We start from the raw sequence: 24,701 nt of genomic DNA, 5'->3' as shown, positions 1-24,701 counted from the left end.
TGTTGCGCGAACGGGCAAGTAATGCATCAGTCATAAGGGAGACTGCCAATGCACAAGCGTATGCTTGCCGCCGCTTTACTCACGTCGAGCATCCTCGCCACCCCCGCAATCGCGCAATCGGAAGAAACCAAGCTCCTGCGCGATCCGGCATTGTCCGACAATGCAATGGCATTCGTTTATGCGGGCGATCTCTGGCTGGCGAACCCGGATGGCAGCAACCCCCGGCGCTTGACTTCACATCCCGGTGACGAGCGTGACCCGATCTTCTCACCTGATGGCAACAGGATTGCCTTCACTGCTGACTATGACGGGAATGACGATGTTTTCGTGATCGATGTGCGTGGCGGGCAGCCGCAGCGTCTGACCTGGCATCCGGGCAATGACACGGCAGTTGACTGGGCGCCGGGCGGCAATGCTGTCGCCATGGTTTCTGCGCGCGAAGTGCGGGCCGGTCGTTCCGGTCAGCTGTTTCACGTGGCGCTTGATGGCGGGCTGCCGACTAAAGTGTCTGAAGCAGTGGTTTCTGGCGGTTCTTATGACGAGAGCGGGCGCATCTTCACCAACGTTCCTTGGCGCTCTGGTAACGCGAATCTTACCGGCGGTGTGAATGGCTGGCGCGGCTATAGCGGTGGTCTTGCGCCATCGCTTCAGCTGATCGACTTTGAAGGCGATACGGTCACCACGATACCCGGCGATCGCACGACCGAGTTTGATCCGGAGTGGATGGGCGGAAAGCTCTACTTTCTGTCCGATCGCTGGAACACGCGCGCCAACATCTTCAGCTATGATCCGACGAGCGGCGAAGTCGCGCAACTCACGCAATCAAGCGATTGGGACATTCGCGCAATGTCCGCCAAGAACGGGCGTATCGTTTATGAAGCGGGTGGCGTGTTTCACGCCTATGACGTTGCCAGCAGCACTACGACACGTTTGCCAATCACACTGAATGCTGACCTTCCTGCACGCCAGCCCGGCTGGAAAAATGTCAGCGAGCAGATGACGTCGGCCGAGCTGTCGCCCTCAGGCAAGCGTGTAGCGGTGACCGCGCGCGGTGAAGTCTTCACTGTGCCTACGGACAAAGGCGCAACCCGCAATATCTCGCAGAGCGCGGCAGTGCGCGAATATGGCGCAATCTGGTCTGAAGACGGCAAGCAGCTCGCTTACATTACCGATGACGGCACCCGCCAGGTGTTGCGGATCGAAGACCAGAGCGGGATCAAGCCAGTGCGCGCCATCGCGCTTGGCAGCGATTTCTATTCGCTGATCGGCTGGGGGAATGATGGCAAGCATATCGTCTATGCCAGCAACACAGTGAAGCTGATGGGCATGGACGTTGCGACAGGTGCGACATGGCAGATCGCCACCAGTCCGCGTCGAAATGATGACTTCGATGCGAGCATGTCACCTAAGGGACCCTGGATCGCTTACACCACGCGCGGCGCAAATGTGAATGCACAGCTGCAGCTCTACAATCTCGACACGCGTCGCAGCTATGGCGTGACCGAAGGGATGGCGGATGTGAGTTCGCCCGTCTTTTCGAAGGATGGCAAACTGCTGTTCTTTGCGGCCTCCACCAACGCAGGCTCGGTCTATGGCGGTCTCGACATGACGACCCAGGACCGCCCCTATCGCGCTGGTCTCTATGCGGTTGTGCTTGAAGCTGATGGCGAAAGCCCGCTCGCTCCCATCCTCGCGAATGAAGAGGGTGAGGACAAAGGCGACGAAGAAAAGGACGAGAAGGACGGTGAAGACAAGGCGAGCGGCGTAAAAGTTGCCCCCGCCAATCTGATCCGGCGGACAATCTCTCTGCCCGTGCCTGAAGCGGCCTATACCAGCCTCGCGACAGCCAAGGACGGTTCGCTGTTTTATGTCTCGCTTGAGCAAGCGGGCGTCGCAACAGGCCCAGGCAGTGGTCAGGAAAACGCACAGCTGATGCGCTTCGATTTTGAAGAGCGCGAAGCGAGCCAGGTGGGTAAGGGCTTTACCGCCGTCTCAACCAATGCTGGCGGCGACAAGCTGCTGCTGTTGAAGAGCAACAACACGCTGATGACGGCTGACGCTGGCGAAAAGCTTGAGCCCAAGCCGCTTGGCATGGGCGGTGTGCGCATGCTTGTTGATCCGCTAGCTGAGTGGAAGCAGATCTTCGGCGATGTCTGGCGGATGGAGAAGGCTTACTTCTATGACCCCAACATGCACGGTCTCGATTGGGAAGCCGTGCGCGCCAAGTTCGAACCGTTCCTGCCGCATCTTGGACGGCGTGAAGATTTGAACGAGTTGCTTGTCGAAATGGCAGGCGAAATGGGCGTGGGTCACAACTATATTGGCGGCGGCGATGTCTATGACAATTCGTCAGCGTCACCGGGATTGCTCGGCGCTGACTTGGCGATTGAGAATGGCCGCTATCGGATCAAGCGGATTTATACGGGCGAGCAATGGAACCCGTTCCTTGCAGCGCCGCTTTCTGCTCCCGGCGTCGACGTGAAGGAAGGCGATTATATCATCGCCATCAACGGCCAGCCACTGACGGCGAGCGACAATATCTACGCTGCGCTATCTGGCTCGGCTGGCTCGCAAATCGCGCTGACAGTCGCAAGCACGCCAACCGGCGCGCGCCGCACTTCGACAGTCGAGCCAGTGGGCAACGAACGCGAGCTGCGTTTGTGGTCCTGGATCGAAGACAATCGCAAGCGGGTGGACCAAGCGACGGGCGGACGGGTCGCCTATGTCTACATGCCGAACACAGCGGATGCAGGATATACGCTGTTCAATCGCATGTATTTTGCGCAGACAGACAAGGATGCTCTGATCCTCGATGAGCGCTCCAATGGCGGAGGACAAGCTGCCAACTACATCATCGATATATTGAGCCGCCAATGGCTCGCGGGTTGGAAAGACCGCGAAGGCAGGATGGCATGGTCGACACCGGGCGGTGCGATCTACGGCCCGAAGGTGATGCTGATCGACCAGGATGCCGGTTCTGGCGGTGACTGGATGCCCTATGCTTTCCGCGAAAGCGGGCTCGGCACGCTGATCGGGACGCGAACCTGGGGCGGGCTGATCGGCATTAGCGCCAATCCGGGCCTGATGGACGGCGGGTTCCTCGCCGTGCCGTTCTTCCGCTTCTATGATACGGATGGTCGCTACACGATCGAGAATGAAGGTGTTGCGCCGGACATTCGCGTCGAGCTTGATCCGATAGCTTTGGATCGGGGGCAGGACACTCAGCTGGAAACAGCGATTGCGAGCGTTCTGCAGCAGCTCGAAAACTATGAAAGCCCGGTCAAACCAGCACCGCCTTATCCAACGGAGATCGGCCAGTAGACTTCAGGCCGTCGGCGCCATTTCAGGCGTTGCAACCGACGGGTAAAGTTCATCAAGCGGGCGGCTTCGGCCGTCCGCACAGACAAGCCGGACATGATAACGCTTGAGCTGGCGCGGATTATCAACCCCGCAACTATGCGCGATAATGCCGACTTCCTTGCGCATGTCCTTGACGAAGTTGGCGACGCGCACCGCCTTGTCCCTCGGGTCGAGCCCTTTCTGCAGCCGTGGATCATGTGTGGTGATGCCGGTAGGACAAGTGTTTTTGTTGCAGCGCATCGCTTGAATGCAGCCGAGCGCAAACATGAAGCCGCGCGCGGAATTGATGAAGTCCGCCCCGGCACAGATCGCCCAGGCGACTTCACCGGGCGTCACAAGCTTGCCCGATGCAATGATGCGGATGCGGTCTTTAAGGCCATGCTTGTCGCGCAGATCGACCAGCATCGGCAGGGCTTCGCGTAGTGTCAGGCCGACATTGTCGATCAACGGCATGGGCGCAGCACCCGTGCCACCATCGCCGCCATCGACAGTGATGAAGTCAGGTGCGCTTTCCGGTCCTCGGTTGTTGATCGCAGCAAACAGCTCGTCGAGCCACCCATAGGCACCGATAACCGATTTGAAGCCGACGGGCTTGCCGGTAACTTCACGGATATGCGCGACCATATCGAGCAGGTCGTCAATGCTGTTGATGTCGGGATGGCGGTTGGGCGAGATCGAGGCCTGATGGGGTTCAATCCCGCGGATCTCGGCGATTTCCTCGTTCACTTTTTCAGCAGGCAAGATACCGCCTTTGCCGGGCTTTGCGCCTTGCGAAAGCTTGAGCTCGAACATGCGTACCTGCTCGTGCGCAGCGACCTCGCGCAGCTTGTCATCGGACAGACTGCCTGCCTTGTCGCGCACGCCGTATTTCGCTGTGCCAATCTGGAAGATGACATCGCAGCCGCCTTCCAGATGCATGGGGCTCAGCCCACCTTCGCCGGTGTTGAGCCAGCATCCCGCTTTTGCCGCGCCATGGGACAGAGCGCGGATCGCAGGCTTGGACAGCGAGCCATAGCTCATCGCGGAGATGTTGAAGATGGAAGGCGCGTGGAAAGGCTCCCGCGCATGATGCCCTATGGTCAAGGGCAGGGCAGCCGCCGCTTCATCGTCCAGAGTCGGCCACGGGCAATTGACGAAAATTGGCGTGCCGACCGGGTCAAGATTGCGGGTCGAGCCAAACGCAACAGTGTTCGACTGGCCTTTGGACGCGCGATAGACCCAGTCCCTTTGCGCTCTGTTGAACGGCATCTCCTCGCGATCCATGGCGAAGAAATACTGGCGGAAGAACTCGCCCAGCTCTGTGAAGAGATATCGCAGCCGCCCGATTACCGGATAATTGCGTCGCACTGCATCCTGCGTCTGCGTGCGGTCGATAATGAAGAGGATTACAAGCCCTGCAGCGATGATGCCGATGACGAGCACGAATAGCCGCGACAGCCAGTCCACCAGTTCAAACATCATGCGTGTCTCCCATCCGCTTAGTGAGGCATTCGCGCTCGCTTACGGACAGGTTACACAAACTCGCTCGCGAAAAGCGAGCTTTAAACCGGGTTTGAGGTTCTAGAGTCGGTTAGCCGCGGCCGACACTGGAGTAGTCGAAGCCTTTGCCGCGCACATCGTCCGGCTGGTAGATATTGCGCAGGTCAACCAGAGTAGGCGACTTCGCCAGGTCCATTACGCGGCCAAGGTCGAGCGCACGGAACGCATCCCATTCCGTGACGATAGCCACTGCATCGGCATCGGCAATTGCTTCATAGGGATCAGCACACATCGTGACTTCAGGCATAAGCGGCTTGGCAATCTCCATGCCTTCCGGGTCATAGGCGGCGATTTCGACGCCTGCATCAGCGAGCGTTTGCGCAATGGCGATCGCAGGCGAATCGCGCATGTCATCTGTGTTCGGTTTGAAAGTAAGCCCAAGCAGCGCGACCTTCTTGCCGCGCGCTTTGTCAGCACCGCCGATCGCATCCAGAACTTTGCGACCCATCGCGCGCTTGCGACTGTCATTCACCTTTACGACGGCTTCGACGATGCGCACCGGGCTGTCATAATCTTCAGCGGTCTTGAGCAGAGCGAGCGTGTCTTTCGGGAAGCACGAGCCGCCATAGCCTGGTCCCGCATGAAGGAACTTTTTGCCGATACGGTTGTCCATGCCGATGCCGCGCGCAACATCCTGCACGTTCGCGCCGACCTTCTCGCAAAGATCTGCCATTTCATTGATGAAAGTGATCTTCGTCGCGAGGAACGCATTGGCTGCGTATTTGATCAGCTCGCTGGAACGGCGATTGACGAACAGGATCGGCGACTCATTCAGGAACAGCGGGCGATAGACCTCGCTCATAACGTCGCGACCGAATTCATTTTCTGCACCGATGACGATGCGGTCAGGTCGCTTAAAATCGCCAATTGCTGCGCCTTCGCGGAGGAATTCAGGATTAGAGACGACGGTGACGTTGAGTCCGCGTTCTTTGACCGCTGCGCTGTCCATCAGGACGCGCTCGACTTCATCGCCTGTGCCGACAGGTACAGTGGATTTGGTGACGACCACCGCATCGTTTTGCAAGCTTTCGCCGACTTCGCGTGCGACGGCATAGACGAAGGAGAGGTCAGCATGGCCATCGCCGCGCCGCGACGGTGTACCGACCGCAATAAAGATGGCTTGCGCACCTTCGATCCCGCTCGCGAGATCCGTTTTGAAGGACAGACGGCCTGCCTTCACATTTGTCTCTACCAAAGCGTCGAGGCCCGGCTCGTAGATCGGCATGATGCCATCATCCAGACGCGCGATCTTGCTTTCGTCTTTATCGATGCAAACAACATCGTGACCGAAGTCTGCGAAACAAGCGCCAGACACCAGACCAACATAGCCCGATCCGACCATTGCGATTTTCATTCGTCGTATTCCCTGTTCTCTGTGCGCACCGCGCCATCTTCCTCAATCGCTTGGATCAGACGTCGCGAATCCGCTTCAAGCACCAGCGCTGTGAGCACGCCTGTGCGGAAAGCGCCTGTGTCGATGCCTATTCGATTGCCGCAGTCAACCACTTCGTTGAATATTGTATGACCATGGATCACAACTTTCGGTAAAGGCCCCCTGTGACTGAGGAATTTTTCCCTGATCCATAGCAAGTCGGTGCGTTGCTGTTGATTGAAAGGCAAATCGGGATCAACGCCCGCATGAACGAATGCGTAGTCGCCTGCGATGATCATCTCTTCGAAGCTTGCAATGAAATCCCGATCGGCTTGTGGGACGAGCAGTGGTAACGCGGCAAAATGCTCATCAAGTGTCATTTCGCTGAACTGCTCCGGGCTGAGACCATAGCTCAAGACCGTCTCTCGTCCGCCGTGCTTCAAGAACTGGTGCAGGACATCAATCTCGTCAAACGAACGGAGGAACATCTCTTCGTGATTGCCGACTAGAATGCGAACCTTGCGCGTTTGAGTCCATTCTCGCGCCCTTTGGACCACGGCCGCGCTGTCCGGGCCGCGATCAACCAGATCGCCTAGCAGGATGATGTGCGTATCTGCCGGATCGCTCGCGTTGTCATCGGCTTCGATCTCTCCGATAAGCGCTGCAAACAGATCCATCCGGCCGTGAATGTCGCCAATAACGTAATAGCGCGTGCCCGCTGGAACGCGCGGCAACCGGCGAGGCGCAGTTTCTCGGCCCAGCAAATCGTTGAACAACTTCGAGATCATAGCGGAATTCACTTAGCTGTCTTGCTCTATGCCAGCAGCTGGATCGCGGCAAGCGTATCGGTTTTCACGCTGAGGTAGGCACTGATGCCTAAATCCCACACCGATATTAGTTTTCTCCGCGCATACGAAATACTCTTGTGCGCTGCAGCGAAGTCCTGCACGTTTATTGCGCATTTGGTTGAGACCGTTCGATAGAAAACAAACGGCCGCCAGATACGCAGGTGGGACGAAGCAACAATAGACAACACAAGGAAGTTGTAATGCTCACGTCCATCCGCGGCCTTACCGCCGCAACCTTCGCGGGCGCTTTTGCCCTCTCCACTCCCGCCCTCGCCAGTGAAGCTGAAGCTGATGCAGCTGGCAGCGATGTTACGACCGTTCTCAGCGGTGAAGTCACGCAAGCTGACTTTGATCGCGCTATGGCTGAAGTCGATGAAGACAAGGTCAGCTACCAGGATGGTGGCAGCGGCTTTGAATTCTCAGGCAACGTAGCGCTGGTCTCAGAGTATCGTTTCCGCGGCGTAGACCTTTCAGGCGGCGATATCGCTGTTCAAGGCGGCGTCGATCTTGCGCACAGCTCTGGCTTCTATCTTGGCACCTGGGGCTCTTCGCTCGACGAAGACACAGTCGGTTACGGTCATACCGAGCTCGACGTATATGGCGGGTTCGGCGGAGATCTCGCTGAAGGCGTCAGCTTTGATATCGGCGTAATCGCCTATCTTTACCCGAATGCCGGTCCAGGCGACTTCGACTACATCGAATTCTATGGCTCGCTCGGTTTCAATCTTGGCCCAGCTGAAGCAACCGTAGGTATTGCTTACGCGCCGGATCAGGATTCACTCGGCAGCACGGACAACCTCTATCTGTACACCGATCTGGGTATCGGAATTCCGAACACGCCGCTCACACTGACAGGCCATCTGGGCTACACTGACGGTTTTCTCACCTTCACTGACAACAGCAAGGCGTTTGACTGGTCAATCGGTGTAGAAGCCGCTGTAGCCGGTCCGGTTAGCGTAGGCGTCGCCTATGTCGGTGCAGAAGGCGACTTCCTGCCAGGCGACTACAACTTTACCGATGACGCAATTGTGCTGACGCTCAGCGCCAGCATCTAAACTGTCGCATACACTGCGCGAGCAAGCGCAGGAGGAACGAGGCGCGGGACCACTGGTCTCGCGCCTTTTTCGTTTTGGATAACGAAGCGAGTGGCTACCGATGGCAGTTGACTCTCATCAATCCAAAGCAAAGTGGACTGTTGTAACGACGCGGACCTTCTTGAACGGCGTGTCGCTCACACCCCATCCGCTGCTTTCGCCATCGCGCGCATTGATCGAGAAATAGCCCTGCGTCGCGTTACGGATCGCGCCAACGCCTGCCCCGGAGTCTTGCGCGAACTTCTCTGCTGCGGCGCGAGCATCACGAGTAGCTTCAGCCACCATCTCAGGCTTGATCGCGTTGAGGCCTGTGAAAGTGTAGGCCATGCCGGAACCTTCTTCGAGCAGAACACCACGTTCGACCAAATCGAATTGCTGGGCCACCGCGCGCTGGGCAAGGGGGATATCCGAAGTTCTAAGAGCCAATCTCTGGCGCACAGTGTATCGCAAGATGCCGTTACGGTCGGTGTGACTGGACACGTTTGCGCCTGTTGGCTGGAGAGCTTCGGCCGGAAATCCGAGTTCAGTGAAGAAGCCCTCGATCGCCTGGGTGTCGCGACGAACCTTGGCTTGCGCCTCTGCAAGGCTGCTGGAGGAAGCACCGTACGCGATTGTCCAAGTTGCGAGATCTGCTGTGACATCGCGTTCAGCCAGCCCGCGCACGGTAACTGAACGCTCGGCTTCTTTTGCGCGGAGCAGGCCGTCGCCAAGCAAGTAGCCTCCCATGACAATGCCAATGGAAAGGATCGCTGCGGTGCCTAACCAACGCACATTTTCCGAAGTGGCTCGGCTGTTCTCACTGGTCGCGGGTTGGTTCATCGCAAGTGCCTCCCTATATGCTCATGAGAACGGATTGCCCTCACACAACATACGGTGAGTTGTGCATGGGTATCGATGAACTGTTTTTGAATGGAGTGGTTATCCCATGGTCAAATATCTGCATTCGATGGTCCGCGTCAGCGATCCGGACGCCACAGTCGAATTCCTGAAACTGATTGGTCTTGAGGAAACGCGCCGCTTTGAAGTGGAGGCTGGACGTTTCACTCTGATCTTCATGGCAGCTCCGGGGCAGAAGGATGTAGCGGAAGTAGAGCTCACCTATAACTGGCCGCCAGAAGATGGCAGCGCGCCGGAGGAATATGACGGCGGGCGCAATTTCGGGCATTTGGCGTATCGCGTCGAGAACATCTACGAGACATGCCAACGCATCATGGATGCTGGCCACACGATCCACCGTCCGCCGCGGGACGGCCATATGGCTTTTGTAAAGACCCCCGACGGCATTTCGATCGAGCTCTTGCAGGAAGGCACTCTTGAGCCGCAGGAACCATGGGCGAGCATGGAAAACACAGGAAGCTGGTAGTTCCCGAACAACCCGCTCCGGTCTGAAGCAAGAAGGGCTGCGCTCCACACTGCGAGGGCAGCCCTTTCTTTATGGGGCCCCAAGTGTCGCTCAGGTGTTCGCCGCTTGCTTGCCTTGGTCGTCGCAATCTTCAGCCGGATGCTCGGTTGACAAGCGCAGCACGATGTAGCCCAGTACAGCTGAAATGGCAGAGCCTGTGAGGATACCGATCTTCGCTTCGTCGATCAGGAACTGGTTTCCTTCAAAGGCGAGCAGTCCGATGAACAAGCTCATAGTGAAGCCGATACCACACAGGATGGAGATGCCCCATACCTCGAGCCAACTTGCCTTGTCGGGGCGCGGTGCGAAGCCGACTTTTTCCGAGACCCAGATAATGCTGAAAATACCGAGCTGCTTGCCGATCACAAGGCCTGCTGCAATGGCGACAGGTAGAGGGTCGAGCAGGTTGGAGAGGCTCATGCCCGCAAGCGAAACGCCCGCATTGGCAAAGCCAAAGACAGGGACAACGAGATAGGCACTCCAAGGCGCAAGTCCGTGTTCCAGCCGCTCCAGCATGGAGTTGCCGTCCTTGCGATGCATCGGGATGGTGAGTGCCGCAACAACGCCTGCGATCGTTGCGTGGACCCCTGTGTTGAGGACGCAAAACCACAAGATCAGAGCTAGCAGGATGTACGGCGTAAAGCTGCTCACTTTCATGCGGTTGAGCAGCACCATCAGCGCGAACACGATGATCGAGGCAAACAGCCAAGGCATGTAGATCTTGGCGGTATAGAAAAAGGCTATGACAAGTACCGCACCGATGTCATCCACGATGGCCACCGTCAGCAGGAACAAGCGGAGCGATGCAGGTACGCGATTTCCGAGCAGGCCCAGCACACCCATGGCAAAGGCGATGTCCGTTGCAGCAGGGATCGCCCAGCCGCGCGAATACTCACCGCCGCCGGACACAGCCATGAAGACGATGGCAGGTGCGATCATGCCAGCAGCGGCTGCCACCATTGGGAGTCGGCGCGCCTTGGGATCGGACAACTGGCCTGCGACCAGCTCGCGTTTCACTTCCAGTCCGACGACAAAGAAGAAGATCGCCATCAGGCCATCGTTCACGATGTAGTGGATCGAGCTGAGCTTGGGATGCGGGTACCAGCCGAACTTCCCATTGATCAGCTCATTATATTCCGTAGCGAGCGAAGAATTCGCTGCAAGCATAGCTGCCGCCGCTACGAGGATCAGCAGGATACCCGCTGATGCGTCCCCCACAAAGAGGGCACGAACAGGGGCAAAGACCCGGCGCAGCGGCGTTGCGTTGTCAACCATGCGGCCCTTTTCAACAAAGTTTAATCCGTTGCAAGGCTCAATTCCGTGATACGCACCTCCCTCGGGCAATATGGGGGGCACAGGGTCGTGACTCTGGCTGGTTGGGAATGGTGGCAATGGTTTGCTGTGCTTCAGCACGAACTGCTGCTCTTTGCTGGAATATTCTTTCTAGTAGGTGCGCTTGACGACCTTGCTGTCGACGCTGTCTACTTCTGGCAGCGTCTGACCGGGCGCGCGCAGACAGCACGCGTGGATGGCGAGATGCTCGCCGATGAAGAGCTGTCGGGACCCGCTGCGATCTTCATTCCGGCCTGGCGTGAAGATTCTGTAATCGGTGGCACGATCAGTCACGCTCTCAATGTCTGGCGCCAGAAAAACATCACTTTGTATGTTGGCTGTTACCCCAATGACCCGGCTACGATGGCTGCAGTCATGAATGTTGCGTCCGGTGATGCGCGATTGCGGCTGGTCATCCATGACCGCAACGGACCGACTACCAAAGCCGATTGCCTGAATCGATTGTATAGAGCGCTGGAAGCCGATGAGCGCCGTGCAGGTAAGCGAGCGCGCATGGTTCTGTTTCACGATGCCGAAGATCTGGTCGATCCTGCGGGTCTTGCGCTGCTTGACCGAGCGATCCGGTCAGCAGACTTTGCGCAACTGCCTGTATTGCCGATGCCGCGTGCCGACAGCCGGTGGATCGGTAGCCATTATTGCGAGGAGTTTGCGGAAGCCCACGCGAAAGCGATGGTCGTGCGCAGCGAGCTTGGCGCAGCTTTACCGGCGGCTGGTGTCGGCTGTGCAGTATCTCGCCTGGCATTGCTGAATCTTGCCGACAGCAGAGGCGGCGTACCGTTCGCGGCAGATTCGCTGACAGAGGATTACGAGCTCGGCATTGCTGTTGCAGCGCAGGGCGGAAAAAGCACTTTCGTCCGCGCGCGCGCCGAAGACGGTAGCTTGATTGCGACCCGCTCATATTTCCCCGGACGGCTCGATCATGTTGTCCGCCAGAAGACACGCTGGATACACGGGATCGCGCTTCAGGGCTGGGATCGGCTGGGCTGGAGCCGCAGTCCGCTGGAATTCTGGATGCGGATGCGCGATCGGCGTGGGCCGCTGACAGCTTTGGTCCTGCTGGTCGGCTATGCGTTGTTGGCACTGGCGACGCTTGGTTGGGGCGCGAGTACGCTGGGCCTGATGCCAGCGATGCAGTTGACGCCATTGCTGGAAATTCTCCTGCTCATCAATTTCGGTTTCTTTGCTTGGCGCACCGCGTTGCGCTTCGCATTCACAACGCGCGAATATGGCGAGATCGAAGGCTTGCGCGCGGTTCTGCGCATCCCGGTTGCGAACATCATTGCGATCATGGCCGGGCGCAGAGCAGTTATGGCCTATCTCGGTACTCTGGCGGGTAGCCGGATCGAATGGGACAAGACCGATCACGCAGCGCAGCCCAACATGGCGTTGACACGGCGGTTGATGGGTAAGCACCCGCGCGGACCCCACGCAGAAGCTGAGTATCCCGCATGAGCGCGAGGATCGCTCACTCGCGCGGACGTCCGATTGCCATGCTTGCAGTTGTCGGACTTGGATGGATCACCATGCGTGCCTTTACTTGGGAAGCGCCGTTTCCAGCGCAGCTCCAAAACTTTTCAGCAGAGCTGCCGCAACTGGCAGCAGCTGACTTAACCGATCCTATTGTAGGGCCGAGCCGCGACATCCTCAGTGACGCTCTGGACGCGATAGACTCGCTTGATGCGTTCTCTGCTCCGCAAACGGAGGTGAAGCCGGGCTATGTCGTGCGCGTTCCGCTGAAACTGGAGCGCGAAACCGCACGCTTGCCAAAATTCACAGCAACAACGGGCAGCAGCGGCAGCCATCAGATGCTCTGGCTTGCGGCGATGTCGCAATTGCCGGTGCCAGCTGATCTCGATCAGCAAGTCGTAAACGGAATCGGCCCGAACGCGCCGCAGCCAATGCCGAACCCGTCCGATAGTCCGGGCAAACAAAGACGTTGGTCCGTTGACGCGTGGGTGTTGTGGCGCCAAGGGTCCGGCATCGCGCAAGGGAGGCGACCTAGCTATGGCGCGAGTCAGGCAGGCGCGGTCCTAAACTACCGGCTGAAGCCCTCCAGCAGCCATGACCCCCGGGTTTTTGTCCGCGGCTACCGTGCGCTGATCGACAATCCCGAGACAGAGGTATCGCTCGGTCTCTCTGCAAGGCCGCTCGGCGATATCCCTGTGCGAGTGCATACTGAAGTTCGGGCAACCGAGCGCTTTGATGAGACAGAGATCAGGCCATCAGCCTTCGTCACGACGGAGCTGCCGCCCCAACAATTGCCATTCGGCGCTGAGGCGGAATTCTACGGACAGGCTGGCTATGTCGGTGGTGATTTCCCAACCCACTTTGCTGATGGGCAAGTGCATGTGATGCGCGAAGTGCATGACTTTGACTTGGCTAAAGTGAGCGTGGGCGCTGCGGCATGGGGCGGGACACAGAAAGGCGCTTCGCGGGTTGATGTCGGCCCGAGCGTGCGGGTTGATCTCAATATCGGTCCAGTGCCAGCGCGCGTCTCGCTCGATTACCGCGAGCAAGTGGCTGGCGATGCGGAGCCGGGCTCGGGTTTGGCTTTAACGGTTGCAACGCACTTCTAAGTCACATTCACTCAGCTTTTTCGAGTGATAGACGCGCTCTGTCTTTAAACCGCACGGCTGCTGGAGTAGGCGTAGCGGATGGAAGACCTGCTGCCAGTCTATCTGCCGATTGCCAATCTGTCTGTGAACGGATTGCTGATCGTTGCGCTTGGCTTCCTGACTGGCATTTTATCCGGCCTTTTTGGTGTCGGCGGAGGGTTCCTGACAACGCCATTGCTAATCTTTTACGGCATCCCGCCAACGGTGGCTGCAGCATCAGCTGCAACGCAGGTGACGGGGGCGAGCGTCTCAGGCGTTCTTGCTCATTCGCGGCGCGGCGGCGTCGATTATCGCATGGGCGGCGTTATGGTTGGAGGCGGGATTATCGGCGCTATGATTGGCGCTTTGCTGTTTCGGTTCTTTCAGGCGATCGGCCAGATCGATGTCGTAATCAACATTCTTTATGTGATCATGTTGGGCGCAATCGGCATACTAATGCTGCGCGAGGCGCTCGACGCCTTGCTGCCAGGCCGAAAGGAAGCGCAGGCGATCCCGCGGCGTCGTCACCATCCGCTGGTTGCGGCTCTGCCGATGCGTTGGCGCTTTTACAGTTCTGGCCTCTATGTGTCGCCGCTTGCGCCGCTCATCTTGGGCGTAATCGTCGGCGTCTTGACCATGCTGATGGGTGTCGGCGGTGGATTCATCCTTGTGCCTGCGATGCTCTACATCTTGGGCATGAGCGGCAATGTCGTCGTAGGGACATCATTGTTCCAGATTCTGTTTGTGACCATGGGCACGACGATGATGCACGCGATCACAACCAAAGCCGTTGATATCGTACTCGCTGGATTGTTGCTGCTCGGCTCCGTCATGGGAGCGCAATTCGGTACGCAGATCGCGTTGAAAGCGCGTCCGGAAATCCTGCGCTTGGTGCTTGCATCCATCGTTCTCATTATCGCGTTTGTCATGCTTTACCGTCTTGGCATCCAGCCAGATGAGATCTTCACGGTATCGCCGCTGTGAGGTGGCTGTTCCTCTTAATCGCAGCGGTGATGTTGTCCGGCCAGCGCGACGCGATCCTAGTGCCGGAAGTGTCACAGAATGAAGTGCAAGTGCGTCAGGGCTTTACCGGCACAGAGTTGCTTTTGTTTGGCGCAATTCTCGATCCGGCCGGGCGCAGAGCAGGCGCAGAATACGACATCGTAGTCGTACTGAAGGGGCCGGCGGAACCGATCCGCTTGCGCGAAAAAGAGCGCTTTGCTGGTATCTGGGTTAATGCGGAAAGCTCTGACTTCCGTTCTGCTCCGTCTTTCTTTGCTGTCGCAGCTTCGCGGCCAGTGTCAGAAATTGTCGATGATCGCACAGCGGCAATCTACGAGCTGGGGACTGACTTTATCCAGCTAAGCCCTTCAGGCCAGATCGACCCGGAAAAGCAGCGGCGTTTTGCCGCTGGCCTTGTCGAGCAACGCGAGCGGCAAGGGCTCTACAAGCAGGATATGGCGGGCGTCGCGATCAAAGAGCAGGTCCTCTATCAGGCTCGGATCGATTTGCCGTCCAACGTGACGACAGGGATGTATACCGCGGAAACCTTTGCGATTACCGATGGCCGCGTGATCGCGTCTGCGGTTGCGGAAGTCGAAGTGCGCAAAGTTGGGTTTGAGCGCTTTATTGAAGTGTTTTCGCAGACTTACGCCCTTATTTACGGACTTGTGGCGGTGATCTTGTCGGTTGGAATGGGTTGGATCGCTGGTCGCTTGTTCGCCATGATCTGATAATGCTTCGTGAAAGTGGTCATCAAACAGCGTTGACGCGATTTTAACTCACTTCGGTCTAAGCCCCACGCACACGAAAACCAATTCAAGGTTTGGGGCAAAATGACCGATATGGGTAATCAGGATCAATCTCATTTCCAGCCTGAAGGCGGAGCTGCACCTGCGCAGGCACCGCAGGATGCCGCGCAGGCCGGCAATCCGGCTCCCGAGGCGCCTCAACCGGCACCAGCTGGCGAGGAAGGCCCGGTCGATAATGCGCGTATGCCTATTGGGGTCGTACTTGAGATCGCGGGCTCCGGTTCGCAGATCGCCCTTGATCTGCAACGCCTCAATGAGTGCATGGATGACGATGATCCGTCGGTTGAACTCGCCGGTCAGGTCGGTAGTCAGGTTAAGATTCGCGTGGGCGACAGCTGGCTGCTCGCCAGTGTTCGCAACCAGCGCAAGGACCGCCGTGCGAATGGTGGTATCCTCGCAAATATCGACTTCCTTGGCGAAGGCGTTGAAGAGAAACTCACAGGACGTCTCCGCGGTTTCCGTCGCGGTGTGACACGCTATCCGGTGCCGGGTGCGATGATCTATCCCGCCACCACGGAGGATTTGAAGCAGGTCTACGCAAGCGATGGCCGTGCCAATGTCGAAATCGGCACTGTTTTTCCAACTAAGGATATCCGCGCTGGTCTCTACATCGATGCGATGCTGGGCAAACACTTCGCGCTGCTCGGATCGACCGGTACCGGTAAATCGACCAGCGCCGCACTGATCCTCCACCGGATTTGTCAGGCCGCGCCCAAAGGTCACATCGTCATGGTCGACCCGCACGGGGAATACTCCGCTGCGTTCCGCCAGACCGGCATGATCTTGGACGTCTCGAACCTGCAAATGCCGTATTGGCTCATGAACTTCGAAGAGCACTGCGAAGTGCTGCTCACTAGCGACGGCAACGAGCGTCAGGTCGACGCTGACATTCTCGCGAAGTGTCTTCTGCATGCGCGCAGCAAGAACCGTCTGGCTGAAAGCATGGGCAAGATCACTGTCGATTCGCCTATCCCGTACCTGCTGTCCGATCTCTCGAACAAGATCCAGGACGAGATGGGCAAGCTCGACAAAGCGACTTCTTCTGCGCCTTACATGCGGATCAAGAACAAGCTCGACGAGCTTAAGGCTGACCCGCGCTATCAGTTCATGTTCTCCGGCATGCTGGTCGGCGACACCATGGTCGACTTCATCTCGAAGGTCTTCCGTATGCCAAGCGATGGCAAGCCGATCTCCATCATCGACGTGTCGGGCGTTCCATCGGACGTGACTTCGACTGTGGTCGCCGTGCTGAGCCGCCTGGTGTTCGACTTTGCCATTTGGGGCCGCGATGACCGCACCCGTCCGGTGCTGCTGGTCTGCGAAGAGGCTCACCGTTACGTGCCCAACGAGAAGAACGCTGACGGCTCGTCTGTTGGCCGCATTCTCAGCCGGATCGCGAAGGAAGGTCGTAAATACGGCATCTCGCTCGGCCTAATTACGCAGCGTCCGTCCGACTTGGCGGAAGGCGTGCTGTCGCAGTGCGGTACCATCCTTTCCATGCGTTTGAACAACGATCGCGACCAAGCCTTCGTCCGGGCCGCAATGCCCGAAGGTGCGCGCGGCTTCCTCGACTCCATTCCCGCACTGCGTAACCGCGAGGTTATCATCTGCGGCGAGGGTGTCGCCATTCCGATCCGTGTTGCTTTCGACAATCTTGAAGAAAGCAAGCGTCCGGCTTCGGAAGACCCGAGCTTTGTCGAGCTGTGGGCCGAAGGCGGCGGCGAGGAAGAAGTGGTCGAACGCGTCGTCCGCCGCTGGCGGAGTCAAGGTTAGCCTCAAGCGCCGGCGTTCGCATCCGCTCACTTGGCTATCCTCGCTTCCGTGCAGGCAAGCTGCCCTCGCTGCGGGCGGGCGGTCGCCCTTTGGGCTGCTGCGCAGCCAGAATTTCCTCCTTTCGTCATTCCCGCGAAAGCGGGAACCCAGCCAATACCGACAAGCTAGGTTCCTCTGCTATCCCCATACAGGTGGATATGCAGCCGGTCGCTCATGCGGAAACCGTGCTTGAGGCAAAGCTCGCTCAGCCATTGTGCGCGCGAACCTATGGTCTCGCTGTCGGTGCCTTCCGGCATTAGGAAGACGTGTCCCCGCTTGAATCGATAGCGGCGTTGTAGTTCGAGAACTTCGTCCACGTCTGACGGCTCGGCGATCACAAATTTGAAATAGGCGCGCGGGTCGGCTGCATAGAAGTCCAGCCGCTCCGGGATCAGCGCGAGTTCCGCCTCATTGCCAGAATGCGAAAGCTTGGGGCTGACATTGTACTGATCGACGCGGATATCGACATGCGATGGCGCCTTGGTCGTGCCATTGGTCTCGATCTCGATTTCCACGTCGGGAATCTGCGGCAGCAGATCGGCCAAAGCGCCGCCTTGGAGCAGTGGCTCGCCGCCCGTGATGACCAAGCGTCTTTGACCCAGTGCCAGAATGCGTTCGGCCGTTTCTTCAGGCGAAAGCTTCACCTGATTGGCTTTGCGGTCGAAGGTCTCGTCATCGCGATGCGGACGATTGTCGCCTTCAAAGCGCCACGTGTAAGCCGTGTCGCACCATGTACAGGCAAGATTGCAGCGCGAGAGGCGCATGAACGCGACGGGCGTACCCATACTCGGCCCTTCGCCTTGCAAAGACGCGAAAATCTCCGGTCCGCCGCTGTCATCGGTTGCCAGTACGAGAGTCATATTATTTCCAACGAAGTTGACAAAGTTGACACCCTGTCACCCGGCAATTTTGTGCGTAACCACTGGAAAAACATGCGGAAACAGGCCTTCCAACAAAGTTGACACCTTTCCAAGAAAAACAGAAGGGAAACGCAACAATCATTCCTACGTCATGCCACCATTTGGCCGTGTAGGAAACTACCCCAGCCGCTCTAGTGCTGCTTGCAAACGCTCTGCCTCCGCCGAATGATGCGCGAAGTCCGCCTTGGCTTTCTCCACCGCCTCCGGCTTGGCGCGCTCGACAAAGTTTGCGTTGGAGAGCCGCCCCTCAAGGCTTTTCGCTTCCTTCTGTGAGGCAGCCAGCGCCTTTTCCAGACGCGCTTTCTCCGCGTTGATGTCGATAATGCCTTCGAGCGGGATGATAAACACATCCTCGCCAGCAGTGATCTGCATAGCGGGTCCGGAAGGGGCCTCGCTGATGGTTACAGGCGTCAGACGCGCGAGCCGCTCGACTGCCGCACTTGACCGTTCGATCGTGCTGGTCGCGAGATCGGAAGCCTTAGGCAGAAAGGCAGCAAGCTTCGCGCCCGGCGAAATGCCCAGCTCGTTCTTGGCTGAGCGGACATTGCTCGTCAGTTCGATCACCCAGTCGATGGCGTCTGTCGCAGGCTTGCTCACATTGGCACGCGGGTTGGGCCATTTCGCAAGGATCAAATCGTACTTGCGAGTTCCCAATGCATGCCAAAGCTCTTCCGTGATGAAGGGCATGAACGGGTGGAGCATGACAAGGATCTGGTCGAGCGCCCATCCAGCGACCGCGCGGGTTTCTGCCGCAGCTGTTTCGCTTGCGCCCTCGGCAAATACCGGCTTGATCAGCTCCAGATACCAGTCGCAGAACCGCGACCATGTGAACTGGTAGATCGTGTTGGCCGCAGCATCGAAGCGCAGCTCAGCCATCGCCTTGTCAAGCTCTTCGAGCGTTTGCTGGACTTCGCCGATGATCCATTGGTTCGCAGCAAGCTTGGCTTCGGGTGCGGCGAGCGTGGAAGACGCACCGATGCCGTTGGATTGGCAGAAACGCGTGGCATTCCAGAGCTTTGTTGCAAAGTTGCGATAGCCCTCGACCCGCTTCTCATCCATCTTGATGTCGCGGCCCTGGCTTTCCATCGCCGCCATGAAGAAGCGCAGCGCGTCCGCGCCATATTGGTCGATCAGGCCGAGCGGATCGACCACATTGCCTTTCGACTTGGACATTTTTGCGCCATCTGCGGCGCGCACCAGTCCGTGTAGATAGAGCCGTGGCCATGGGGCCTGACCCGTGTTGTAATAGCCCGCCATCATCATCCGTGCATCCCAGAAGAACAGGATGTCGAAGCCGGAAATCAGCAGGTCATTGGGGTAGTGTTTCTCATACAGCGCTGCATTGTCTTCAGGCCAGCCCAGGGTGGCGAACGGCCACAAGGCTGACGAGAACCAAGTGTCGAGGACGTCTTCGTCCCGCTTCAAGGCAACACCGTCGCCAGCCTGCGCCTGCGCGTCTTCCTCAGTTTCAGCAACATAGACATTGCCGTCGGCATCATACCAAGCAGGTATCCGATGCCCCCACCACAGCTGGCGCGAGACGCACCATGGCTGAATGTTCTCCATCCAGTTGAAGAAGGTCTTCTCCCAGCTCTTGGGGACGATCTCGATCTCGCCCGATTTGACCGCTTCAATCGGCTTCTTGGATAGCTCGCCTGCGTTGACGTACCACTGGTCCATCAGCATCGGTTCGATCACCACGCCGCCACGGTCGCCAAAAGGCTGCGTGATGAACTTGTCCTCGACCATGATCATCAGGCCTTCGGCATCGATATCCGCGACTACTTTCTTGCGCGCTTCGTACCGGTCAAGCCCGCGATATTCGTCCGGTACGAGGTTTAGCGCGTCGATCTCCTCCGCGTCAGCCTCTGCACCGCGTGCGATTTCCATCGCGCGCTTCGCCACCTCTGCATAAGGCGCGCCGTCCCTGCGCATGGCGGCGGCTTCATCCATCAGGCGGTACATCGGAATGCCATTGCGCTGCGCAACGCCAAAGTCATTCTCGTCATGCGCGCCGGTTATCTTCACCGCGCCCGAGCCGAAATCGGGATCGGGATATTCATCGGTGATGATAGGGATCAGGCGGCGATGCTCCTTGGGGCCGACCGGGATCTCGCACAGCTTGCCGACGATAGGGGCATAGCGCGCGTCATCCGGATGCACCGCAACCGCGCCGTCGCCGAGCATTGTTTCAGGCCGAGTGGTGGCGATCGAGATGTAGTCGCGCTCTTCTTCAAGCGTGACATTGCCATCAACATCGCGCTCGACATAGGTATAGGTCTCCCCGCCTGCGAGGGGGTATTTGAAGTGCCACATGTGGCCGTTCACATCGCGGCTCTCGACTTCCAGATCGGAGATCGCGGTTTTCAGCTTCGGGTCCCAGTTTACCAGCCGCTTGTCGCGGTAGAGCAGGCCGTCATTATAAAGATCGACGAAGACCTTGAGCACAGCCTTGGTGAAGTGCTCGTCCATGGTGAACTGCTCGCGTGACCAGTCCATCGAGCAGCCCAGCCGCCGCAATTGCGTGGTGATGGTTCCGCCGCTTTCGGCCTTCCATTCCCACACCTTGTCGACGAATTCCTCGCGACTGTAATTGGTGCGCTTATCCTGGCGCAGCTCCATCTGGCGCTCGACCACCATTTGCGTCGCGATCCCGGCGTGGTCAGTGCCCACGACCCACAGCGCGTCCTTGCCGCGCAGCCGCTCGTAACGGATCACGATATCCTGCAGCGTGTTGTCGAGCGCATGCCCGATGTGCAGCGAGCCCGTGACGTTAGGCGGCGGGTTCACAATGGTAAACGGCTCTGCGTCAGGGCGCGAAGGGCGAAATGCGCCGCTCTCTTCCCAATGGGCATACCAGCGCTTCTCGATGCTCGCCGGATCAAACGTTGTGTCGAGTTCTTGTGTCATGTCGCGCATGCCTTTGCCAGCGCGTGCGTCATGGTGCAACGCCGCATTCTTGCTCCGCTACTAACAATCCAGCCTTGTGACGCGGCGGTTTTGTCCGCATAGCAAGTGCTTATGGATGGCGGGGCGCAATATTCGATTGAAGCCGATGCGCAGGGCGGAGACCGGCTGGTGCTGTCCGGGCCTTATCTAGTCTCGTGCATTGGTGCGATTGACGAGGAATTGCGCGCACTTAGCGGACCGTTTGCAAGCATAGACCTCAGCCAGGTTTCCGAAATCGATACCGTCGGTGCATGGGTCGCTTCCACGCTCGCGCAGAGGCATGAGGCCCCGCTCACCGGAGCGTCCGAACGCGCAGCGCGGCTTGTCGGGGCTCTTGAAGGTCTCAGCCATCAGGAAGATTTTGAAGGCGAGGAATTGCCGAGCTGGGAGCGGCTGAGCGAACAGACTGGGCGGAAGGTCTTCGAAGTGCGCAGCGGCATTATCGGCGTTATCAACTTCCTCGGCGCGATCCTTGTCGGGTGCTGGAACGTTTTGCTGAACCCCGGTCGTTTTCGCGGACTGGCTTTCGTGCGGCAAATGGAGCTGGTGGGCGTTTCGGCTCTACCGATCATCGGTTTGATGAGCTTCCTCATCGGGATCGTGATCGCGCAGCAAGGCGCAGTGCAGCTCCAGCAATTCGGCGCTGAGGCGCTGACAATCAACCTCGTCGGGCGCATTACTCTGCGCGAGCTGGGCGTTCTGATGACTGCGATCATGGTGGCGGGTAGGTCCGGTTCTGCCTTTGCCGCGCAAATCGGCACGATGAAGCTCACCGAGGAAGTCGATGCCATGCGCACTATCGGTATCTCGCCGATTGAAGCTCTGGTGATCCCACGCATTCTCGCCGCGGTCGTCATGATGCCGCTCTTGGGCTTCTATTCTGCGGTTGTTGCCATAATCGGCGGGGCTGTGGTCGGCGACCTGTTGCTGGGGATCCCGTTCTGGACATTCCTACTGCGGATCAATGATGTTGTGCCAACTTATGACTTATGGGTGGGCCTCATCAAGGCGCCGGTTTTCGGCCTGATCGTCGCGCTTGCAGGCTGCTATCACGGGATGCAAGTGCGCGGGAATTCAGAGCAAGTGGGACTGCGAACAACGTTGGCGGTGGTCTCCGCTATCTTCGCAGTTATCGTGCTCGATGCGTTTTTCGCTGTGTTTTTCACAGAGATCGGGTGGGGCTGATGGCAAAGAACGGCATTCATGCTCCCGGCGAATTTGAGCGTTTTCGCGGCGAGTACCCGGTTGAGGTCAGCGGCCTTGTCAATCGGTTCGGTACGCAGACCGTGCATGAAGATCTCGATCTGAAAGTCCGGCGTGGTGAGATTCTCGGCGTGGTTGGCGGATCAGGCAGTGGCAAATCAGTGCTGATGCGCTCGATTATCGGTCTACAGATCCCGAATGCCGGTGATGTTCAGGTTTTCGGTCGCTCAATAACGCGAGCAGACCCTGATGAAGAAATCGGGGTGCGCTCACGCTGGGGTGTGCTGTTCCAGGGCGGCGCGCTGTTCTCGACGCTGACTGTGGGCGAAAATGTCGAAGTCCCGATCAAGCAGTTTTATCCAGATATTGAAGCCGATTTGCGGAAGGAGATCGCGCGCTACAAGGTGCGGTTGTCAGGACTGCCCGACGAAGCAGTCGACAAATATCCGTCGCAACTCTCTGGGGGCATGAAGAAACGTGCAGGCCTCGCCCGCGCTCTGGCGCTCGATCCAGAGCTGTTGTTTCTTGACGAACCCACTGCTGGGCTTGACCCGATCGGTGCTGCTGCTTTTGACCAGCAGACTAAGGAATTGAAGGCCACGCTCGGATTGACGGTGTTCCTCATCACGCATGACTTGGACACCTTGCATGAGATTTGCGACCGCGTGGCTGTGATCGCTGACAAGAGGGTGATTGCTGTCGATACAGTCGCGAACCTCATGCAGCTCGACCATCCATGGGTGCAGGAATACTTCAATGGACCGCGTGGACGTGCGGCGCTTGCGACACAGGCAAGAGGGTAAACGCGCGATGACAACAAGCCAGCCTATCAAAGAATTGGACAAGCGCGCGGCGTGCGGGGATAAGAGCTAAGCCATGGAAACACGCGCAAACTTTGTCTGGGTGGGGGCAGTCACGCTTGCTCTGCTGGCTATTCTGGCAGCGGCTATCGTGTGGATTGCGCGGCTGGGGCAAGGCGCGCAAAGTGAATATGATATCCTTTTCAATCAATCGGTTGAAGGGCTGGCGAATGGCAGTCAGGTGAGCTTTTCGGGCGTGCCCGTGGGCCAAGTTTCGCAAATCAAGCTCTGGCCGCAGGACCCTGAGTTTGTGCGTGTGCGGATCACCGTTGACGATGAAGTACCGATCCTTGTCGGGACGACTGCGACAGTCCAGGCGAGCTTCACCGGCGTTTCTACCATCCTTCTCGATGGCGCAGTAAAAGACGCGCCGCCGATTTCCTGTGAGACAACCGCCTGTCCTGACGGCGTGCCTGTCATTCCGCCTAAGCCCGGCGGCTTTGGCGAGATCCTCGCCAACGCGCCGCTGTTGCTGGAGCGTCTCGCGACGCTGACCGAGCGACTGACGCAAGTGCTTGATGAAGACAATCAGGAAAACATCGCCGGCATTCTTGAGAACACCAACCGCTTGTCGAAGAGCCTTGCAGATTCTGGCCCGCAAATTGAAGGCACGCTTGCTGAACTTGAAACCACTTTACGCGAAGCGGGCGAAGCGCTCGACGCGTTCGAGCAAGTCACGCGCTCGACCGATAAGCTGCTGGTCCAGGAAGGCGCAGCTTTGACGCAGGAGCTCCGTGCGACGCTTAAGTCAGCCAATGCCGCTGCAATTTCGCTGTCTGAAACACTGGAAGATACGAGGCCTGCAGCGCGGCAATTGTCACAGAGCACTTTGCCCGCAGCAGATGCGACATTGCGCGACCTTCGTGCGACCAGCAAAGCGCTGCGCAACATAACCGAGAAGATTGAAAATCAGGGGGCGGGGGCGCTGATCGGTGGTCAGACGCTGCCGGATTATGAACCATGAGTAAGCCGATGAGATATTCGTGGCGCCTTGCGACGCTTGCACCGTTCATTGCTCTCGCGGGATGCGTAAGCCTTGGCGGGGCAGAGCCTCCAGATAGTCTCCTGACACTGACGTCAGAGGCACGCGCGGCGGCTGGTGACGCTTACAGCGGAACGCGTGCTGAGACGTTAGCTGTGCATGTGCCTGAAACGACTGCAGCGATCGATGTTCTGCGAATTCCTGTGCAAGTCGATGATGCAACTATCGCTTATGTGACCGACGCGGTGTGGGTGGAGAAGCCTGCGCGCTTGTTCCGCCGCGTCGTTGCAGAAACAATCCGCGTGGAAACAGGCCAGCTCGTGATTGACGGTGATGATCCGAGCCTTTTTGCAGACAGCCATCTGCGCGGCACACTGCGCGAATTTGGCTATGATGCGCGCAGCGCGTCCGTGATCGTGCGCTTTGATGCGATCCGAACCGGTGATGACGGCATGGTCGAAACACGTCGGTTTGAGGCGATGGAGCAGGGCATAAGCGCTAACGCCATTCCGATCGGATCAGCGCTCAATCGCGCGAGCAATGACGTCGCTCGGCAAATCGCCGCTTGGCTCAAAGCACCAGCGGAAGATGCGGAAAGCTAG

Annotated in this window: 19 protein-coding genes; 12 read left to right on the top strand and 7 right to left on the bottom strand. The window is 58.2% G+C overall.

Features of this window, described 5'->3' with window-relative positions:
• Positions 1 to 48 precede the first annotated feature (48 nt).
• A complete protein-coding gene (locus HUO12_RS07795; RefSeq protein ID WP_176273035.1) occupies positions 49 to 3,321 on the top strand; it encodes a S41 family peptidase in 3,273 nt (1,090 codons plus the stop codon).
• Between the two features lie 3 nt (positions 3,322 to 3,324).
• Here the strand turns inward: HUO12_RS07795 and HUO12_RS07790 are convergent, their stop codons facing one another.
• The 3 genes from HUO12_RS07790 to HUO12_RS07780 form a co-directional block, all read right to left on the bottom strand.
• A complete protein-coding gene (locus HUO12_RS07790; protein ID WP_176273034.1) occupies positions 3,325 to 4,821 on the bottom strand; it encodes an FMN-binding glutamate synthase family protein in 1,497 nt (498 codons plus the stop codon).
• Between the two features lie 109 nt (positions 4,822 to 4,930).
• Entirely contained in the window at positions 4,931 to 6,253 is a 1,323-nt protein-coding gene (locus HUO12_RS07785) for a UDP-glucose dehydrogenase family protein (RefSeq protein WP_176273033.1), read from the bottom strand.
• Entirely contained in the window at positions 6,250 to 7,059 is an 810-nt protein-coding gene (locus tag HUO12_RS07780; protein ID WP_176273032.1) for a metallophosphoesterase family protein, read from the bottom strand. The genes HUO12_RS07785 and HUO12_RS07780 overlap by 4 nt, the downstream gene beginning before the upstream one ends.
• 260 nt (positions 7,060 to 7,319) lie before the next feature.
• Between HUO12_RS07780 and HUO12_RS07775 the strand changes: the two genes are divergently transcribed.
• The gene (locus HUO12_RS07775) at positions 7,320 to 8,174 is read left to right on the top strand and encodes a TorF family putative porin (RefSeq protein WP_176273031.1); all 855 of its coding nucleotides are present in this window, start codon (positions 7,320 to 7,322) and stop codon (positions 8,172 to 8,174) included.
• Positions 8,175 to 8,291: 117 nt separating this feature from the next.
• On the opposite strand, the gene HUO12_RS07770 is transcribed toward HUO12_RS07775, so the two are convergent.
• Positions 8,292 to 9,032 (bottom strand): SIMPL domain-containing protein, encoded by a 741-nt coding sequence (locus HUO12_RS07770; protein ID WP_176273030.1) that lies wholly within the window; start codon positions 9,030 to 9,032, stop codon positions 8,292 to 8,294.
• A gap of 106 nt (positions 9,033 to 9,138) precedes the next feature.
• On the opposite strand from HUO12_RS07770, the gene HUO12_RS07765 reads away from it, so the two are divergent.
• Positions 9,139 to 9,576 (top strand): VOC family protein, encoded by a 438-nt coding sequence (locus HUO12_RS07765; RefSeq protein ID WP_176273029.1) that lies wholly within the window; start codon positions 9,139 to 9,141, stop codon positions 9,574 to 9,576.
• Positions 9,577 to 9,666: 90 nt separating this feature from the next.
• Here HUO12_RS07765 and nhaA read toward each other — a convergent pair whose 3' ends face one another.
• Positions 9,667 to 10,890 carry a Na+/H+ antiporter NhaA gene (nhaA, locus tag HUO12_RS07760; RefSeq protein WP_176273028.1) on the bottom strand — a complete coding sequence of 408 codons (1,224 nt, stop codon included), beginning with the start codon at positions 10,888 to 10,890 and terminating at the stop codon, positions 9,667 to 9,669.
• A 45-nt stretch (positions 10,891 to 10,935) separates the two neighbouring features.
• Between nhaA and HUO12_RS07755 the strand changes: the two genes are divergently transcribed.
• The 5 genes from HUO12_RS07755 to HUO12_RS07735 all read left to right on the top strand — a co-directional run bounded on the left by HUO12_RS07755 (position 10,936) and on the right by HUO12_RS07735 (position 17,146).
• A complete protein-coding gene (locus HUO12_RS07755; RefSeq protein WP_332310387.1) occupies positions 10,936 to 12,420 on the top strand; it encodes a glycosyl transferase family protein in 1,485 nt (494 codons plus the stop codon).
• Entirely contained in the window at positions 12,417 to 13,544 is a 1,128-nt protein-coding gene (locus tag HUO12_RS07750; protein ID WP_176273027.1) for a hypothetical protein, read from the top strand. The genes HUO12_RS07755 and HUO12_RS07750 overlap by 4 nt, the downstream gene beginning before the upstream one ends.
• A gap of 90 nt (positions 13,545 to 13,634) precedes the next feature.
• Positions 13,635 to 14,546, top strand: coding sequence for a sulfite exporter TauE/SafE family protein (locus HUO12_RS07745; RefSeq protein ID WP_176274351.1), 912 nt, complete (start codon positions 13,635 to 13,637; stop codon positions 14,544 to 14,546).
• Positions 14,543 to 15,295, top strand: coding sequence for a TIGR02186 family protein (locus tag HUO12_RS07740; RefSeq protein ID WP_408609451.1), 753 nt, complete (start codon positions 14,543 to 14,545; stop codon positions 15,293 to 15,295). Before HUO12_RS07745 ends, HUO12_RS07740 begins: the two co-directional genes overlap by 4 nt.
• A gap of 102 nt (positions 15,296 to 15,397) precedes the next feature.
• Positions 15,398 to 17,146, top strand: coding sequence for an ATP-binding protein (locus HUO12_RS07735; protein WP_408609450.1), 1,749 nt, complete (start codon positions 15,398 to 15,400; stop codon positions 17,144 to 17,146).
• Positions 17,147 to 17,310: 164 nt separating this feature from the next.
• Here the strand turns inward: HUO12_RS07735 and HUO12_RS07730 are convergent, their stop codons facing one another.
• Both HUO12_RS07730 and HUO12_RS07725 read right to left on the bottom strand, forming a co-directional pair.
• Positions 17,311 to 18,045 (bottom strand): 7-carboxy-7-deazaguanine synthase QueE, encoded by a 735-nt coding sequence (locus tag HUO12_RS07730; protein WP_176273026.1) that lies wholly within the window; start codon positions 18,043 to 18,045, stop codon positions 17,311 to 17,313.
• Positions 18,046 to 18,222: 177 nt separating this feature from the next.
• Positions 18,223 to 21,015 carry a valine--tRNA ligase gene (locus HUO12_RS07725; RefSeq protein ID WP_176273025.1) on the bottom strand — a complete coding sequence of 931 codons (2,793 nt, stop codon included), beginning with the start codon at positions 21,013 to 21,015 and terminating at the stop codon, positions 18,223 to 18,225.
• 111 nt (positions 21,016 to 21,126) lie between these two features.
• Between HUO12_RS07725 and HUO12_RS07720 the strand changes: the two genes are divergently transcribed.
• The 4 genes from HUO12_RS07720 (at position 21,127) to HUO12_RS07705 (ending at position 24,701) form a co-directional block, all read left to right on the top strand.
• A complete protein-coding gene (locus tag HUO12_RS07720) occupies positions 21,127 to 22,239 on the top strand; it encodes an MlaE family ABC transporter permease (protein WP_176273024.1) in 1,113 nt (370 codons plus the stop codon).
• Positions 22,239 to 23,060 carry an ABC transporter ATP-binding protein gene (locus HUO12_RS07715; RefSeq protein WP_176273023.1) on the top strand — a complete coding sequence of 274 codons (822 nt, stop codon included), beginning with the start codon at positions 22,239 to 22,241 and terminating at the stop codon, positions 23,058 to 23,060. Before HUO12_RS07720 ends, HUO12_RS07715 begins: the two co-directional genes overlap by 1 nt.
• Before the next feature lie 73 nt (positions 23,061 to 23,133).
• A complete protein-coding gene (locus tag HUO12_RS07710) occupies positions 23,134 to 24,081 on the top strand; it encodes an MlaD family protein (protein WP_176273022.1) in 948 nt (315 codons plus the stop codon).
• Positions 24,078 to 24,701 carry an ABC-type transport auxiliary lipoprotein family protein gene (locus HUO12_RS07705; RefSeq protein WP_176273021.1) on the top strand — a complete coding sequence of 208 codons (624 nt, stop codon included), beginning with the start codon at positions 24,078 to 24,080 and terminating at the stop codon, positions 24,699 to 24,701. The genes HUO12_RS07710 and HUO12_RS07705 overlap by 4 nt, the downstream gene beginning before the upstream one ends.

This window comes from Altererythrobacter lutimaris (assembly GCF_013371495.1).
Taxonomy (GTDB): domain Bacteria; phylum Pseudomonadota; class Alphaproteobacteria; order Sphingomonadales; family Sphingomonadaceae; genus Erythrobacter; species Erythrobacter lutimaris_A.
The sequence above is the reverse complement of the archived record's forward strand: the minus strand, read 5'-3'. Positions and strand labels throughout refer to the sequence as shown.

Bases quoted from the DNA above. Each gene is read 5' to 3' on its own strand.
- HUO12_RS07795 (WP_176273035.1), top strand. From the start codon at position 49: ATGCACAAGCGTATGCTTGCCGCCGCTTTACTCACGTCGAGCATCCTC.
- HUO12_RS07790 (WP_176273034.1), bottom strand. From the start codon at position 4,821: ATGATGTTTGAACTGGTGGACTGGCTGTCGCGGCTATTCGTGCTCGTC.
- HUO12_RS07785 (WP_176273033.1), bottom strand. From the start codon at position 6,253: ATGAAAATCGCAATGGTCGGATCGGGCTATGTTGGTCTGGTGTCTGGC.
- HUO12_RS07780 (WP_176273032.1), bottom strand. From the start codon at position 7,059: ATGATCTCGAAGTTGTTCAACGATTTGCTGGGCCGAGAAACTGCGCCT.
- HUO12_RS07775 (WP_176273031.1), top strand. From the start codon at position 7,320: ATGCTCACGTCCATCCGCGGCCTTACCGCCGCAACCTTCGCGGGCGCT.
- HUO12_RS07770 (WP_176273030.1), bottom strand. From the start codon at position 9,032: ATGAACCAACCCGCGACCAGTGAGAACAGCCGAGCCACTTCGGAAAAT.
- HUO12_RS07765 (WP_176273029.1), top strand. From the start codon at position 9,139: ATGGTCAAATATCTGCATTCGATGGTCCGCGTCAGCGATCCGGACGCC.
- nhaA (WP_176273028.1), bottom strand. From the start codon at position 10,890: ATGGTTGACAACGCAACGCCGCTGCGCCGGGTCTTTGCCCCTGTTCGT.
- HUO12_RS07750 (WP_176273027.1), top strand. From the start codon at position 12,417: ATGAGCGCGAGGATCGCTCACTCGCGCGGACGTCCGATTGCCATGCTT.
- HUO12_RS07735 (WP_408609450.1), top strand. From the start codon at position 15,398: ATGACCGATATGGGTAATCAGGATCAATCTCATTTCCAGCCTGAAGGC.
- HUO12_RS07730 (WP_176273026.1), bottom strand. From the start codon at position 18,045: ATGACTCTCGTACTGGCAACCGATGACAGCGGCGGACCGGAGATTTTC.
- HUO12_RS07725 (WP_176273025.1), bottom strand. From the start codon at position 21,015: ATGACACAAGAACTCGACACAACGTTTGATCCGGCGAGCATCGAGAAG.
- HUO12_RS07720 (WP_176273024.1), top strand. From the start codon at position 21,127: ATGGATGGCGGGGCGCAATATTCGATTGAAGCCGATGCGCAGGGCGGA.
- HUO12_RS07715 (WP_176273023.1), top strand. From the start codon at position 22,239: ATGGCAAAGAACGGCATTCATGCTCCCGGCGAATTTGAGCGTTTTCGC.
- HUO12_RS07710 (WP_176273022.1), top strand. From the start codon at position 23,134: ATGGAAACACGCGCAAACTTTGTCTGGGTGGGGGCAGTCACGCTTGCT.
- HUO12_RS07705 (WP_176273021.1), top strand. From the start codon at position 24,078: ATGAGTAAGCCGATGAGATATTCGTGGCGCCTTGCGACGCTTGCACCG.